The following is a 15,014-nucleotide window of genomic DNA, read 5'->3' as shown; positions in this document are numbered from 1 at the left end:
CTAACTTCGATCTTTTGAATTTTTACCCATCTGAAAAATCAGAATAGAGGTAATCCCAATCACCATTAATATACTTGCTACAAAGAGTAACCAATCGTATTGTGGTAAATAGGGGAATCCTAAAATTTGTTCGGCTGGTTTGTAGAAAATAACTAATTCAGTGAGTGCAAAACCTATAACATACAAGCGAATATTTATAGGATTTAAGCGAATGAGTTCTGCTTTTTGAAGCAATGCCAATAATCCCATGGTGACAACACCAAGGAATACCCAATGCAAGAATCCAATGGTTAAATAGGTATTGTTGGTGATTAAATCAGCTGTGTATTGAAATGATCCCAATAATTGCATCAACATTTTTATCAATAACAAAAAGAAAGACCAACGCATTAATTGCCATCCAATTTTCCCGAAAACAAGACCTATATCTCTGTAGTAAGTACGAATAAATTTTAACAGAAGGAGCAAAGCAGCCAATTGAATCATTGATCCAATAACAGATAAGACATAAGCAGAAATGTGTGGTTCAGTAAAAAGAATTGAAATGAAAAAGGTAAGAATCACTCCAGAATTAAAGGTGATTAAAAATCGTTTAAACAGTGTTTTATCAATTCTAATGTCATGATTTTCTAGTACTTTTAAGAATATTCCAATAACTCCTAAAATCATCCAAGCATTGTATTGAAAATGGAGGTAAAAGTAGATTGAAGTTCGGTACCATAATGATTCAGGGCCTAAAGTTGCCATTACACCGCCAATTGTCCATGGTCCAATGCTTGAAATGAGTAAATAAATCACAGCATATTTTACGGTTTTGTAGGCTGGAGAATTCTTTTGTCCTTTTGGTGTAAACTTAAAAAATGCCCAAGCATAGAAGTAACTCGCAAATAAAAACAACGTTGAGAAGATGATGGAGAATAGGGCATAACCCGTAAAAGGAAAAGTCACCATCATTCCAACAACAGTAATCATTGTAAAACCAAAGATACTATTGTAGATTTTCTTTGGTATAGCATCTTTTAGAAAATAGTGACCAATTAAAGTGATCAATGCAAAGTATACCCAACCTAAAAGTGCTACATGTGAATGCGCGTGAACGACATATCTGTATTCGAATTCGATTGAAGAAACAGCAAAATAACGCAATAGTAATCCTAAAGTAGCTGCCGCTAGAAAGAAGATAAGGGCTATTATTGCATGTTTCCTAAATTGTATCATTTATCACTAAAAATCTTTTTTCTGTGCTTTTCGTTTAATGTTCCAAACGGGTAATATAACCCATAACGTTAACATTCCCAAAGCAGACATTAGTCCTAAACTTGTTCCGAAAAATTGGTTAAAAATTGCTCCTGTGTATCCAAGTAATGCAGAGATGTCTAGTTTTAATAGAATCAATATTCTCGATAAATCTATAGGATTGAAAACCGTGGCTATCAATGTAAATTTGTCTAATGGATATGTTTCAAATATAATTAATGAAAGTAAAAATAATCCATCATAAATTACAGCGAGGAAAAGCCATAATAAGATTGCATAACTGAATCCTTTGATTTTGTTTTCATTGTACAATGCTATATTAAATGCCAATGCCGTAAAAATTAATGTTAGCATTGCTCCAGTAACCAGCAGCAAAGAGAAATCCCAAATTGCGGAAGATTCAAACAATCCGTAAAGGACAAAGGGGATTCCTAACCCTAAAACGAGGCTCATCACAAGTGATAATGCCACACCTAAATATTGTCCGATGAAAATGGACGAACGCTTGATGGGTTGGGCGAGGAGGAGCTCGGTGAACTCTTTGGAGTTGTAATAATACATGACCCCGAATATTGTTCCGATTAATGGAACCAAAATAATAATTACGTTCATTAAAGTAATGACAGCTTTACTGAGGTCATTATTTAAGAAAAGCAATACGAATCCCAATAGAAGATAGAACGCGAGATAAACATAACTCCATCTACTTCTGATTAAATCGTAAAAACTATATTTGAGTATTTTAAGCATTGTTTTCTGTTAAAATGTTAGCAATTGCGTGTTCTAAATCTACCTCACCCGTTTTCTCTCTCAATTCCTGAATTGTTCCTTTAAAATAGATTTTACCTTCTAAAAGGAAAACAATCTCATCTGAAATTTCTTCAACAAAACTCATGATATGAGAAGTGACTAGAATCGTTTTTCCTTTTGCTTTCTCTTTCGCAATAAGTCGTTTTAGATTTAGCATAGCCACAGGATCTAATCCAGATGTTGGTTCATCCAAAATTATAATTGGACTATCAAACATAAATGCTAAAACGAGATTTACTTTCTGTTTTGTTCCACCAGAAAGGTTGCTGAGCTTTTTATCTAAATAAGGAGTTAATCCAAAAAGTTGAATTAGTTCCTCCTCATTGGCTTTTGTTCCACGTAAATCTTTAATCATCTTGATTAACTCCTTTACGCCAAGATTTCCTGGGAAATTTGCGATTTGAGGTAAATAATCAAGGTCTTTACGGTATAAACCATTCGGGTGAGTCGCTTTTCCATCAATAAAAATCTTTCCCTTTTCAGGAACAACCATTCCCAAAATAGATTTTATCATTGTGGTTTTTCCAGATCCGTTGGGTCCTAGAATAGCGAATATACCTTTCTCCGGAATCTCTAAATCAACTCCAGTAAGAATTTTATTCTTCCCGTATTTTTTATGTAAGTTCTCTATTTTAATCATTTCACTTGCTTCATTAATGGTCTTTCATCCATCAAGTTATCAGGAGTAAAGGCCGGAGATACGCTTTCCGAGAAATCTATAATATCTACGAATAAGCTTCGCATTAAGATAATTGTATTGGGTGTGCGGTTAACAACGTAGCTAAAAAGTTTGACAGGACGGTAAGGAATATCTCCAAAACCATTTTTATCTAAATCATATCCTGTGTAACCACTCCAAAAATTTTCGTTGAATGTGTTGTTGTTTATTCTGCTGTTGTAACTCACATCGAATGAGTTGTATAAGAAGTTGTTATGTGTAAAAACATTTTCATAACATGCACCATTCACTTTTATCGCCCAACCATTTCTTTTGAAAGTGTTGTTTTTATAATTAATTCGATTAGTACCTTCTACGTTTATTCCGATAGTATTTTGTTCGAAAGTATTTCCAATAATTTCAGCATCATTGATTTCTTTAAGTAATAACCCATAAGAGGCCGATCCCCAATTGTACTGAAAATGGTTGTCGATCATTTTAATTTTCTTGGAAAACATTACTGCAACACCAGCGCCGTTGTTTTCAAAAGTGTTGTTTCTGTATTCATCTCTATTTGAAAACATAAAGTGAAGTCCATAACGAATATTTTCTCTACTTATATTATTAGAAATAACACAGTCGTCTGAAAATTCTAAATAAATTCCATCTCTAGATTTGATGAGTGTATTGTTGTCGATTAAAACATGGTTTGAATGCCATAAGTGAATAGCATTTCCTGAGTTATGTTGTTGTACGGCATCACCAAAGACCTTAATGTTTCTAATGGTTCCGTATTTAGATTTTGCTAGCATAATGCCAAAGAAAATCTTTCTTAATTCTAAATTCTGGATTAAAAAATGAGAAGATCTATCTACTCGAATTGCTGAATAATCTGTTGTGTGACTAGATCCAACATGAATGATATGAAAACCATCTATTGTTACACTATCAGCGAAAATTTGAATAATATCTCCTTTGTTTTCACCATCGATAGTTGCTTTTTCTTTAGTGATTAATGTTAATGGTTTGTCAATGATAAGCATGTATTCCTTATACACACCTTCTTTAACAATAATTTTTTGATGTGGTTTAGCTTGTTTAATTCCCTCTTTAATTGTTTTAATAGGACAAGTTTTACACACTTCTATTTGTGCGAATCCATTAGAGAAACTAAAAGATATAAACACAATGAATAGAAAACGAAATAGAGCTGCTTTTGTCATTTATTTATTGCTTTGCTGCTGAACTAACTCCTCCCAAGTGTACAGCTTTCCTTCTAGTTCTTTTTGCGCTTCTTCTGCGGCTGTTTTACTTGCGAAAGCTGTGATGAATTCACCCATTGGACTAGGCAGTTTTTCGCTAATTATAAAAGTAGCTCCCTCTGCGGATATTAATTCTTTGGGTGTGTGATAATGATTGGTAAGGAACAACATAGGCTGTTCCTTACTCATTTCATTTTTATAGTCAATCAGACATTCTACTGCGTCAAACTTGTAGACTTTTCCTTTATCAGTAACGATTTCAGCACCGTGAATTTGATCAACAATACTCATTTTACAAAAATCACATGCATCAGCGCCATAAGTAATAGGCTTTGCTTCGATGCTACAACCTACAAACAAGCCCAATAATAGAACAAATAGAATTAACTTTTTCATTTTATATACTTTTTCTAATTTATGAAACTAAGCCTTCTTTGCGTTGAATTTTTTTCCTACAAGAAAGGAAATGAAAGTCAACAACATTCCTATACCTAATAGAATTCCTCCCAAAGAAGGAAATGAATCCGCTGTAAAATTTAAAATGTCTTTTGAACCCAATAATGGTGGTTTGTAACTCAGTGGATTTCCAGCATCATCTGTCATTTGCAAGATGGCTTTTGGGTCAAGATTTGTTCCGTAATCAGTCATCCATGCGTTAAAGTCAAACATTCCCATGACTCCTAAAACCGTCATTAAAACGAACCAACCCATAAACCATTTATAAGCTGAGTTTTTAAAGAATCCGAAAAAGCCAATAATAATTCCTAGTATAGCCATACCACCAACTACTATTGGGAATACCGTAAATTCCCACATCTCTTCTTTTGTTGGCAACGTTTTCATTCCTATATAATGGTTTAATCCATCAATATTATGAACATCGTGTTTCGTATATCCAACGATTCCGTCTATGTTAATGTGCATCCCTAATCCTTGAGGATATTGAGGAGCTTGTAATTCAACATGCCATAATGGGAAGAGGAACAACCCAAAAAGTAATGCGGAACCAATTATCATTATTGTACTTGCTAATTTCATAACACTTATTTTTTATGAAAAAGGATGAGCTTTTTAATGTTGCTCATCCTTTTCTTATATCTAATTGTAAACTAAAATTTACCTTTTTTGATTTGAGTAGATTTGGTTTTCTACTTGTTTAGTCATCACCTAAAGACCAAGACAATTCAATGTCAGAATCTGTTGGAGAAACGCGGATATAACCTTGCATCTCTTGGTGAAGCGCTGAACAGAAATCTGTACAGTAGAATGGCCAAACCCCCACTTTTTTAGGATACCAGATACTTGTTCTAGTTTGTCCTGGCATGATCAATAGCTCAGCAGAGTTTTGACCAATCATTGCAAATCCGTGAGGAACATCAAAGTCTTGCTCTAAGTTAGTAACGTGGAAGAATACCTTGTCACCTACTTTAATTCCTTCAATGTTGTCTGGAGAGAAGTGACTACGGATAGTCGACATATAGATATGTACTTCATTTCCTTTTCTTTCAACACGTGTATCTTTTTCAGATTTAACAGCATGGTTGTGCTTGTTTTCATCTAATTCATAGATTTGTTTTGCATTGCCTTTGATCACATCTGCTTTAATTGCAGCAGCATAATGAGGTTCACCGTGAGTTGGGAAATCTAAAATTAGTTCCATTTTTTCACCTGAGATATCATACAATTGTGCTGAGTGTTCTAACTCTGGACCAACTGGTAAGTAGCGGTCTTTTGTAATTTTGTTCATTGCAAACATGTATTTCCCAGTTGGTTCTCTTGAGTTTCCTCCAGGGATAGTTAAGTGACCAACAGAATAATAAGTTGGTTTTCTATCGATTACTTCCCAAGTTCCTAATTTCCATTTCACTACCTCAGAAGAGATGAAGAAAGTTGTGTATGCATTACCTTTGTCGTCAAATTCAGTGTGAAGTGGGCCAAGACCTGCTTTTTCAACTGATCCAGCGTGGATATCATCAAAGTTTAAGATTGGAATACCATAAGCTTCTCCATCAAATTTCTTGTTTTCAATTGCATCAATCATTTTAGTAAATGAGTGAACAGTTAAGTCAGTAGATAATTTACCATTTCCAACGATGTACTCACCATCTGGTGAAACGTCACAACCGTGTGGTGATTTTGGAGTAGGTAAGAAATAAACAGCTCCAGGAACTTCAGAAGGATTAACTACACGAACTTCTTTTTTCATTGTTGAAGTAGCAGAATGTGTATGGTGATCATATACGTTGTGCGCATATTCAGCTGGCATCATTGTACCTCCACCATTTTTAACATATTCCTCTATCACTTTCCAGTTTACTGCTGCAATAAAATCTTTATCATTTTGAGATGCATTCACCTCTAATAGAGAGTTTGCTTCCTCAGTATTGTAAGTTGTAAAGAAGAACCAACCATGTGATTTTCCACGACCTGGGTGAGATAAATCATAGTTGAATCCAGGCATTAACAGTTGGAAGTCGATTTCCATGCTACCTGTTTCTTTATCAACACCAATGAAAGACAAAGCTCCTTTAAATTCACCTTTGTAATCTTTGATGCTCATATCTCTTTGTGGTACTGGAACAGAGAAACGTGTTCCTGCAACAACATACTCTGTGTTTTCAGTAACGAAAGAAGAACTGTGATTTCCTGCACTGTTTGGAACCTCAATGATTTCAACAGTTTCGAAAGTCTCTAAATCAATTCTTGCAATACGTGGCGTATTGTTTTCGTTGATGAAAACCCATCTTCCATCTAAAACACCCTCAGTTTGAGAAATGTCTGGATGGTGTGAATCTCCCCAAGGAATAAATCCATAAGAGGTATTCAACATTGGAGTTGTTTCCTCAGAATAACCATATCCGTTTGTAGGGAATTGGCTAAATACTGGGATTTCTTTAAACATACGGCCAGATGGCAGTCCGTAAACAAGTAAGTTACCACTGTATCCTCCAGAAATAAAGGCATAATATTCATCATGCTCACCTGGTGCTACATAAACTTTCTCAGCATTGTTTTTATTCAAGGCACCATCAGTACCGTTTTTGTTTCCGGAACCTCCACAGCTTGCTAACAGCGTCGCAGCTGTTAGAAACCCGATTCCTAATTTTAGAATTTTCATACGTCTATTTTTATTAATGATTACTTATTTGTTTATAAAGTCCTGATATACTCTAAGATGGCACGAGCATCATCTTCAGATATACCTTGGTTTGACATTGGTGATCCGTTAAATTCGATTAGTAGATCTTTTGCTAAAGCATCTTCTTGAACCATTATGTCAGGATTGATAATCATGTTCATTACCCATTCTGGCGTTCTGCGGTCAAGAATATCCTTTGGTGCAGGACCGATATGTTTCTTGTTTGGTTTATGACATGCAGTACAGTTTTTTTCATATACCTCAAGTCCTTTCGCAGCTAATTCTTGATCGATAGTTTCAGGGATTGTAACACTTTTTATTGGTCCAACTCCTTTATTAACTAAATCAACACGCTTTGATGCTGGCACTTCTTCTGCTTCTGTTTTTTCTACATCAGAGGATGCCGTTTTGTTTGGATTATTTGGGTTGTTTGGATTAACAAGCACTTTTTCTTCTTTAGCGCTTTCAGCCTCTCCACCACCTCCACAGCTGTAAAGTGAAACAGCTAGGAAAAGTAACCCGAGTCTAAGATAATTTTTCATAATTTATTCTTTTGGTTTTATTTATTAATACAAAAATAGACGTATGAAATCTATATGAATGCAAGTTAGCAAAAAACTACAGCATATATGACAAAAATCATATAAAGACCTTAATATCTTTTAATCAAAGTGATTTTATACAGGAAATAATTAATTACGAATTGAGAATTTACAATTACGAGTTGTGATTATTGATTTTTATGATTTTGGGAATAGATTTAATGAGGGGGATAGTTAATTACAAATTACAAATTAACGATTGGGTAATTAATGATTTTTTGGATTGATCAATTCTTTTATGAAAAAGGGTGATTTTGGTTGGTGTTTAAATTGGGAGATAATAAAAAAAAAACGGTGCTGAAGGAGGTTAAAATATTTGATTAGTAATTTCAAACATTTTAACTTTTCTTCAGCACCGTTTTCAAAAATAACTTAAAAAGTTATATAGAGTTTTTGATTACAAAGTACGGATGTACTCCAAAATAGCTCTTGAATCATCTTCAGAGATACCTTGGTTTGACATTGGTGATCCGTTAAATTCGATTAATAAATCTCTAGCTAAAGGATCTTCTTGAACCATTTTGTCAGGATTGATAATCATATTCATTACCCATTCTGGAGTTCTTCTTTCAAGAATTCCTTTTGGTGCAGGACCTATGTGTTTTTTGTCTGGTTTGTGACATGCAGTACAGTTTTTTTCATATACTTCTTGTCCTTTCGCAGCTAAAGCTTGATCGATTGTTGCAGGAATAGTTACGCTTTTTATTGGTCCAACTCCTTTGTTTACTAAATCAATACGTTGAGAAGCAGGTACTTCATCTGTTGCTCCTGCATCATCTGCGTCATTAGATGAAGCAGTATTGTTAGGATTGTTTGGGTTGTTAGGATTAACAAGTGCTTTTTCTTCTGTTTTGTTTTCAGCTCCTGCATCACCACCTCCACAGCTGTAAAGCGAAACAGCTAATAGAAGAACTCCTAGTTTAAAATAGTTTTTCATAATTTGTTTTTTAGTTAAGTAATTCAAAAATATAAATAAATTAAATATACATGCAATGTACTAATATATTTTTGTACTGATGCGATGAAACATAGTAAAATCAGTATGCGTCATTATTGGTACAAGTCGTTTAGATGAAAATATAATAACTGAACAAAGGATTAACTTATTGATTTAAAAAGTAATAATTTTTAATAGGACATTTAAATCCTTTATCTTAATGTTATTTTTTTCAATAAAAATAAAGTAATTTTGCAGACTCTATAAATTAACAAAAGATAAAAAGATGTTTTCTAAAGCATGTGAGTATGGTATTAAAGCAACATTGTACATTGCTGAACAAGCTTTAAAAAGTGATAAAAAAACGGGTGTTAAAGATATTTCCAAAGCAATTGATTCACCAGAAGCTTTCACAGCTAAGATTTTACAGATTCTTACAAAAAAGGGAATTATTAACTCCGTAAAAGGACCTTCTGGAGGTTTTTTTATTCCAAAAGATAGATTGGAGTTAATAAAATTAAGCGTTATTGTTAAAGCTATTGATGGTGATCAAATTTATATTGGCTGCGGTCTTGGTTTGAATCAATGTAATGAAGAAAAACCTTGTCCAGTGCATAATCAATTTAAAAAAATTCGTGATGACTTGGCTGATATGCTGAAAAATACGAGTTTACTTGAGTTGGCTACAGGATTAGATTCGGGATTGACTTTCCTTAAAAGATAAGCACACAATTTTTTTGATGTTTTTATAATTTTTATTTACTTTAGCATTGTAAAAGATAAAAAGGTCTTTTAGTATTCTAAATCTTTTAATTAAAAAATTAGAGAGATGGGATGGTTAAAATTTCGTGCTCCAGGAGTAAACTTAGAAATTGGTTTAGGTATTGGTAAGCTGTTTTTTTCGGCATTAAATAAAGTAGAATGGACGCTTGCTTTACTAATAAGTATTGTGTTGTTAATTAATTTAGAACACCATTCCTATTCTATTTTGGGAATTGTAGTTTTGCCCCTTTCTCTTTTAATGTTTCAAACGACTTATCTATTGCATAAATTAAAAGGTATATCAAAAGATAAAATTGAAGGTATAAATAGTCTAAAATATACAATTCATATTTATTACATTATTCTTGAATTGATTAAAGTTGTTATTTTAGCATGTTTAGGATATATGCTATTCAAAATTTAAATAAACCATGAGCGAAGAAAACAAAAACCAAGATTTGATTGATAAATTAAATAAGAAATATGAAGATTTGGGGGAGAATCCAAACACATATTTAGAAGGTTTATTGCAGGCAAAACCAATTTCTTATTGGGATTATATTGAAGTTGAAACTCTTTTTTCATTACAAAAACCAAGAACAGATTTCAAGGATGAGAAAATCTTTATTATGTATCACCAAGTTACAGAATTAGTGCTTGGAATGATGACTCATGAATTGAAACAATTGGTAAATGAAGACCTTTCTGATGCTATTTGGATAGATAAAATTAACCGTTTAAATCGCTATACTTCAATGTTGATCACTTCGTTTAGTGTAATGAGTCACGGAATGGATTATGACGATTATAATATTTTTAGAAAGACATTAGCTCCGGCAAGTGGATTCCAAAGTGTCTCTTTCCGTTATATTGAAATTTACTGTACACAGTTAAATAATTTATTGAACGAAAAAGGTAAAGAGCGTATTTCTGAAAATCCAACTACAGAGGAATATTTTGAGCATATCTATTGGAAAGATGCAGGAATGGACAGGAAAACGGGCAAGAAAACTTTGACTTTGAGAATGTTTGAAGAGAAATATCAAGATCAATTGATAGCCAAAGCAAATGAATTAAAGGGTGAAAACTTAGCGCAGAAATTTGCTAAAATGAAAAATCCTTCTCCAGAATTAGTTGAGATTTTAAAAGAATTTGATCAATTGTACAATGTTAAATGGCCAATGGTGCATTTAGAAACAGCGCAACATTATTTAGATAAAAAAGGAGAAAATCAAGCAGCGACCGGAGGAAGTGAATGGAAGAAATATTTGCATCCTAGGTATCAACAGCGTAAGTTTTTTCCAGAGATTTGGGTTGATAATTATGAAGACTAATTAATTAGGAATTACGAATTTTTAATTACGAATTTGGTGAGATTATCGCTGATTTAGTTTCAAAATTGTTGATTTGAATATTTGATTAATATTTATCATTTATTTGAACCGATTTCATGTTCATCTATACGAATAGTCATGCGCTGTGTAATTCTCTTTTCGACTTTATCTTTTGTTTTACTATTTAATTCGGTCTCAGCTCAAAACTGGTTTACAAAATCTTACTCAATAAAGTTTACCAATATTAGTTCTAAAGAACTCATTGATAGTATAGCTTTTTTCGCAGTAGAAGGTTCGAGAACAGCTGATTATAACATTACTATTGATACTTCTCTATTAAGTATGCATTTTTCATTTTCAACAATGGGAGGAGAAGAAGCTTCTTTAATTATGGAAAAAGAAGATAAAAGAATGGTGATTGTATTTAGGAAGCGCTTTTTTACCAAAGGATTTTATGCTGTCAATGAACAGTCTGTGATCGGTGAATTTCAAAATGGATATTTTACATTTATGGATGTAAATCTTGTAGAATTAAATGAAGAAAATAGATTGTTATGGAAAGCATCATATCAAAATTATGAATTAGTTATAATCATCCCTGATTTGATTAACTAAGTAGTGAAATTATTCTTTGACTAGTAATTCCGCGTTAACAATTAATAATTGACAATTAACCATTAACAATTTTACTACTTTTGTACAAAATTATTTCACGTGGAGAATCAAGTATACGACATCGCAATTATAGGAGGAGGAATCGTTGGTGCAGCAACATTTTACAAGCTTCAAAAACGCAATCCAGAATTAAATATCATTTTAATAGAAAAGGAAAAGCGTTTTGCTGATCACCAAACTGGAAATAATTCTGGCGTGATTCACTCAGGCTTGTATTATCAACCGGGTTCTCTTAAGGCAGAAAACTGTGTAAAAGGTCGTCATGAATTGGTGGCTTTTGCAAAAGAGAATAATGTTCCTCATGATGTTTGTGGAAAAGTTGTTGTCGCTACTAAAAAATCTGAGCTTCCTTTTATGGACAAGATTTTTGAAAATGGTTTGAAAAATAACACCGAAGGAATTGAAAAGATTACCGCTGAGCAAGTTACAGAACACGAACCTTTTGTAAAAGGAATCGCTGGAATTTGGGTTCCATGTACTGGAATCATTGATTATAGAGATGCAACTGAAAAAATGATAGCCAATGCAGAAGGAATGAATTCTAATTCTAAAACTGTTTTGGGTGAAGAAGTAATAGGAGTTGAGAAACATGCTGATTACTCCACTGTTGTTGGAGCGACAAAGAAATTTAAAGCAAAACATTTAATCTTTTGTGCTGGTTTACAAGCCGATCGTTTGGCACGTAAAGATGGCGTAAAACTAAAAGAACAAGTCGTTGGATTTAGAGGAGATTACTACGAACTTACAGATCAAGCAAAACATAAAGTAAAGAATTTAATTTATCCAGTTCCAAATCCAGATTTCCCATTCTTGGGCGTTCATTTCACAAGAATGACCAACGGACATACCGAATGTGGACCGAATGCGGTGTTTACTTTCAAACGTGAAGGATACGGTAAAACGGACTTCAGTATGAAAGACACTTTTGATGCTTTGGCGTATAGCGGAACATGGAAACTGTTTTTCAAAAACATGAAATTTGGAGTAGATGAATACAGAAGAGCATTCTCTAAAAAGTTATTCTTAAAAACACTTCAAGGTTTAATTCCGTCATTAGAAATGGATGATTTACGTCCAGGTGGTTCCGGAGTAAGAGCGTTGCTTTTAGGTCAAGATGGTGATACAAGAGACGATTTTAGAATTGAGTATCATGGACATTCTATTCATGTCTTGAATGCTCCTTCACCTGCTGCGACCGCTTCTTTGGCTATTGGAGGTCAAATTGCGGAAAAAGCGGAGAAGCATTTTGCTTTGAAGTAGATTCGGTAGTAAATCTCTAGTAGTTATCTATAACACTGAATCAGTAGTTGATTTAATAAAAGTATTGTAATTCAAATGATGTAGAGTGTAACAATTGTCACGGCTCAACTTTGTATTTAGCGTTAACTTTAATTTTTAACCAAAATAAATAGAGAGATGATGAAAAAAACTTTTCAATTTTTGAGTTTAGTTGCAGTAATGCTTTTTTCTACTGCTGTAATATCACAAAACAGTTCAAATACAATTGATAAATCAGTTGTAAAAACCCTAAATAAAACACCTAATCTTGGGTTTGGAGTTTCCGAAGAGCGTCCATTGCGTTCTGCATTTATGATGTATGAACAATTGAAGCAAAGCGAAGTGAAATTTGATAACTATGAGATTGTTGTTTGGGGAATGGTCGTTAAAGACATCAAAGAGAATAAAGAATTATTTGATTTTATTACAAAGTACATGGATGATGGACTTACGGTTTCTATTTGTGCCGTTGCTTTAGATAAATTGGGTGTAACTAAAGAAGATTTACCTAAAGGTTTCAAAGTGGTCGATGATGCTTATGTAAGAATTTTTGAATTGCAAGCCTTGGGATATAATGTTTTGATTCCTTAGGTGGAGGGTAGAGGTTATTAGACTCCGTATTTGAAAGGGATTTCATTTACGGAGTTTTTTATTTATTAAAACTCCCATTATTTGATGAGCTTATGCTTAGCTTAAATCTGATTTTCTGTATAAATCACATTTGAAGTTGATAGACTTTTTCTTGAAGAAGCTACTTTATAGGTTTGTTTCTACTCAAACAATAAATTCTCTCATTCATGGCAAAATATTTGTATCTATCCATTCGTTAATACAAATAATGAACAAAATGTATCAAAATATAAATTCAATTTCTAAAGGACTAATCCTCTTATTGTTCACTTTTTTGGTGAGTGGATTTGCTAATAGTCAAACCGAAAATGAGGATACTACTTACGCAGATTCCGTTATAAGGAGGCTTCAAGTTTATGAAAGCTTTGATGTTCCCAGCGACTTTAAGAATCAATACAGGAATGCTTTGCGTCGAGTTAGACGAGTTTATCCATTAGCATTAGAAGCAGCAAGAGTTATAGATTCATTAGATAGAGAATTGGAGCATATCGAAAAGAATCGAAAGCAAAACAAGATGATGCGAAAAGCACACAATTCTTTAAAGGATGACTTTAAGTTTCTGCTAAGAGATTTATATGTGTCAGAAGGAATCGTACTCACGAAATTAATTTATCGTGAAACAGGAATGACAGTAACAGAAATCATCGCAAAATACAAAAGTGGAATGCAAGCCTCTATTTATACTGGATTGGCTGGCTTCTTCGAACAGGATTTAGATGCAGTTTACTATCCAAACACTGAAGATTTTGTAATTGAATGTGTGATTAACGACATCAAAAGCGGAAAAGTAGCCTTCGATCCTACGTTTGATATTTTAAGTAAAGCAGAATTTAAAAAGGAAAAGAAAGAATATAAAAAGAGTAAAAAGCAAAACAAGGAAAAACTAAAACAATTGGAAGAAATGGCAAGACAGAAGCAAATCGAAAATGAAAAATTGACAAATAATAATAATTGACAATTGACAATTGACAATTGGTAATTTGTGATTCTCAGTGGTTATTTAGGAATCTTTTTTTTTCAATAGGGCAGAAGGAAAGATTAGTTATTTCTCTCCTCCTTTTTGATTAAACACGTTAAACCATGCGCTGCATAGCGATGTGCTAGCCTGTCTAAGGCAACAATCGAAATGAAGAATCCATTTATCTCGGTACCTTCGGCAAGCTCAGTCACTGATGAACATTCCAATTTCGAAGAGTAATCCGTTGACTGAGCCTATCGAAGGTAACAGTCGAAATGAAGAAGCCATTTATCTCGGTACCTTCGGCAAGCTCAGTCACCGATGAACATTCCAATTTTAAAAAGTAATCAGTTAATGAAGCTTGCGCTGCAGAGCCTGTAGAGAGCAACAAATGAACATTCCAATTTCGAAGAGTAATGCGTTGACTGAGTCTGTCGAAGGCAACAGTCGAAATGAAGAATCCATTGATCTCGGTACCTTCAATAAACTCATTCGCCGAAGAATATCTCAATTTCAAAGCGTTATCCGTTGTCTATTCTGCCGATGTGAGCTTGTGGAAATGTCATCCTTCTATTTCTGAAATCTGGAATTTCTTGAAATAATAGGATCTCTTTTTGTTTATTGGTAAAGTAACTGAAATGCATTGAATGCCTAGAAAAAAAATCTTTTATAAACTAGAGCTTACTTATTCATCACAAAACCAAAAAGACCA

General features: G+C 33.4%; 16 protein-coding genes. 7 read left to right on the top strand and 9 right to left on the bottom strand.

The genetic code is table 11. The features are described from left to right. The 9 genes from ERX46_RS06680 to ERX46_RS06640 form a co-directional block, all read right to left on the bottom strand. Complete coding sequence (locus tag ERX46_RS06680) at nucleotides 1-1,218, bottom strand: hypothetical protein (RefSeq protein WP_130093062.1); 1,218 nt, start codon at nucleotides 1,216-1,218, stop codon at nucleotides 1-3. 6 nt (nucleotides 1,219-1,224) lie between these two features. Then, a complete protein-coding gene (locus tag ERX46_RS06675; RefSeq protein ID WP_130093061.1) occupies nucleotides 1,225-2,007 on the bottom strand; it encodes an ABC transporter permease in 783 nt (260 codons plus the stop codon). Beyond that, a complete protein-coding gene (locus ERX46_RS06670; RefSeq protein ID WP_130093060.1) occupies nucleotides 2,000-2,707 on the bottom strand; it encodes an ABC transporter ATP-binding protein in 708 nt (235 codons plus the stop codon). The genes ERX46_RS06675 and ERX46_RS06670 overlap by 8 nt, the downstream gene beginning before the upstream one ends. Then, nucleotides 2,704-3,948: a nitrous oxide reductase family maturation protein NosD gene (locus ERX46_RS06665; RefSeq protein ID WP_130093059.1), complete on the bottom strand. Its 1,245-nt coding sequence runs from the start codon at nucleotides 3,946-3,948 to the stop codon at nucleotides 2,704-2,706. The genes ERX46_RS06670 and ERX46_RS06665 overlap by 4 nt, the downstream gene beginning before the upstream one ends. After that, nucleotides 3,949-4,383, bottom strand: a complete 435-nt coding sequence (locus tag ERX46_RS06660) for a nitrous oxide reductase accessory protein NosL (protein WP_130093058.1) — start codon at nucleotides 4,381-4,383, stop codon at nucleotides 3,949-3,951. A 27-nt stretch (nucleotides 4,384-4,410) separates the two neighbouring features. Beyond that, nucleotides 4,411-5,025, bottom strand: coding sequence for a hypothetical protein (locus ERX46_RS06655; protein ID WP_130093057.1), 615 nt, complete (start codon nucleotides 5,023-5,025; stop codon nucleotides 4,411-4,413). A 118-nt stretch (nucleotides 5,026-5,143) separates the two neighbouring features. Continuing rightward, on the bottom strand, nucleotides 5,144-7,105 hold the full coding sequence (gene nosZ, locus ERX46_RS06650; protein ID WP_130093056.1) for a Sec-dependent nitrous-oxide reductase: 1,962 nt from the start codon (nucleotides 7,103-7,105) through the stop codon (nucleotides 5,144-5,146). A gap of 32 nt (nucleotides 7,106-7,137) precedes the next feature. Continuing rightward, entirely contained in the window at nucleotides 7,138-7,668 is a 531-nt protein-coding gene (locus ERX46_RS06645) for a c-type cytochrome (protein WP_130093055.1), read from the bottom strand. A gap of 457 nt (nucleotides 7,669-8,125) precedes the next feature. Next, complete coding sequence (locus ERX46_RS06640; protein WP_130093054.1) at nucleotides 8,126-8,665, bottom strand: c-type cytochrome; 540 nt, start codon at nucleotides 8,663-8,665, stop codon at nucleotides 8,126-8,128. Between the two features lie 286 nt (nucleotides 8,666-8,951). Here ERX46_RS06640 and ERX46_RS06635 point away from each other — a divergent pair, with 286 nt between their 5' ends. The 7 genes from ERX46_RS06635 (at nucleotide 8,952) to ERX46_RS06605 (ending at nucleotide 14,299) form a co-directional block, all read left to right on the top strand. Beyond that, nucleotides 8,952-9,389: an RrF2 family transcriptional regulator gene (locus tag ERX46_RS06635; protein ID WP_130093053.1), complete on the top strand. Its 438-nt coding sequence runs from the start codon at nucleotides 8,952-8,954 to the stop codon at nucleotides 9,387-9,389. Nucleotides 9,390-9,494: 105 nt separating this feature from the next. Next, nucleotides 9,495-9,851, top strand: a complete 357-nt coding sequence (locus ERX46_RS06630; protein ID WP_130093052.1) for a hypothetical protein — start codon at nucleotides 9,495-9,497, stop codon at nucleotides 9,849-9,851. A gap of 7 nt (nucleotides 9,852-9,858) precedes the next feature. Next, nucleotides 9,859-10,761, top strand: coding sequence for a tryptophan 2,3-dioxygenase family protein (locus ERX46_RS06625; protein ID WP_130093051.1), 903 nt, complete (start codon nucleotides 9,859-9,861; stop codon nucleotides 10,759-10,761). Nucleotides 10,762-10,899: 138 nt separating this feature from the next. Then, nucleotides 10,900-11,376 carry a hypothetical protein gene (locus ERX46_RS06620; protein ID WP_130093050.1) on the top strand — a complete coding sequence of 159 codons (477 nt, stop codon included), beginning with the start codon at nucleotides 10,900-10,902 and terminating at the stop codon, nucleotides 11,374-11,376. A gap of 99 nt (nucleotides 11,377-11,475) precedes the next feature. Next, the gene (lhgO, locus tag ERX46_RS06615; protein WP_130093049.1) at nucleotides 11,476-12,696 is read left to right on the top strand and encodes an L-2-hydroxyglutarate oxidase; all 1,221 of its coding nucleotides are present in this window, start codon (nucleotides 11,476-11,478) and stop codon (nucleotides 12,694-12,696) included. Between the two features lie 156 nt (nucleotides 12,697-12,852). Then, nucleotides 12,853-13,305, top strand: a complete 453-nt coding sequence (locus ERX46_RS06610; protein ID WP_130093048.1) for a DsrE family protein — start codon at nucleotides 12,853-12,855, stop codon at nucleotides 13,303-13,305. Between the two features lie 256 nt (nucleotides 13,306-13,561). After that, on the top strand, nucleotides 13,562-14,299 hold the full coding sequence (locus ERX46_RS06605) for a DUF4294 domain-containing protein (RefSeq protein WP_165366172.1): 738 nt from the start codon (nucleotides 13,562-13,564) through the stop codon (nucleotides 14,297-14,299). The last annotated feature ends 715 nt before the right edge of the window (nucleotides 14,300-15,014 follow it).

It is taken from the genome of Brumimicrobium glaciale (assembly GCF_004152935.1).
GTDB classification, from domain to species: Bacteria; Bacteroidota; Bacteroidia; order Flavobacteriales_D; family Crocinitomicaceae; genus Brumimicrobium; species Brumimicrobium glaciale.
Note: the sequence above shows the minus strand (reverse complement) of the source record. Positions and strands in the feature narration are given on the sequence as shown.

Bases quoted from the DNA above. Each gene is read 5' to 3' on its own strand.
- ERX46_RS06625 (WP_130093051.1), top strand. From the start codon at position 9,859: ATGAGCGAAGAAAACAAAAACCAAGATTTGATTGATAAATTAAATAAG.
- ERX46_RS06630 (WP_130093052.1), top strand. From the start codon at position 9,495: ATGGGATGGTTAAAATTTCGTGCTCCAGGAGTAAACTTAGAAATTGGT.
- ERX46_RS06635 (WP_130093053.1), top strand. From the start codon at position 8,952: ATGTTTTCTAAAGCATGTGAGTATGGTATTAAAGCAACATTGTACATT.
- ERX46_RS06660 (WP_130093058.1), bottom strand. From the start codon at position 4,383: ATGAAAAAGTTAATTCTATTTGTTCTATTATTGGGCTTGTTTGTAGGT.
- ERX46_RS06670 (WP_130093060.1), bottom strand. From the start codon at position 2,707: ATGATTAAAATAGAGAACTTACATAAAAAATACGGGAAGAATAAAATT.
- ERX46_RS06610 (WP_130093048.1), top strand. From the start codon at position 12,853: ATGATGAAAAAAACTTTTCAATTTTTGAGTTTAGTTGCAGTAATGCTT.
- ERX46_RS06640 (WP_130093054.1), bottom strand. From the start codon at position 8,665: ATGAAAAACTATTTTAAACTAGGAGTTCTTCTATTAGCTGTTTCGCTT.
- ERX46_RS06620 (WP_130093050.1), top strand. From the start codon at position 10,900: ATGCGCTGTGTAATTCTCTTTTCGACTTTATCTTTTGTTTTACTATTT.
- ERX46_RS06655 (WP_130093057.1), bottom strand. From the start codon at position 5,025: ATGAAATTAGCAAGTACAATAATGATAATTGGTTCCGCATTACTTTTT.
- ERX46_RS06675 (WP_130093061.1), bottom strand. From the start codon at position 2,007: ATGCTTAAAATACTCAAATATAGTTTTTACGATTTAATCAGAAGTAGA.
- ERX46_RS06665 (WP_130093059.1), bottom strand. From the start codon at position 3,948: ATGACAAAAGCAGCTCTATTTCGTTTTCTATTCATTGTGTTTATATCT.
- ERX46_RS06605 (WP_165366172.1), top strand. From the start codon at position 13,562: ATGTATCAAAATATAAATTCAATTTCTAAAGGACTAATCCTCTTATTG.
- nosZ (WP_130093056.1), bottom strand. From the start codon at position 7,105: ATGAAAATTCTAAAATTAGGAATCGGGTTTCTAACAGCTGCGACGCTG.
- ERX46_RS06645 (WP_130093055.1), bottom strand. From the start codon at position 7,668: ATGAAAAATTATCTTAGACTCGGGTTACTTTTCCTAGCTGTTTCACTT.
- ERX46_RS06680 (WP_130093062.1), bottom strand. From the start codon at position 1,218: ATGATACAATTTAGGAAACATGCAATAATAGCCCTTATCTTCTTTCTA.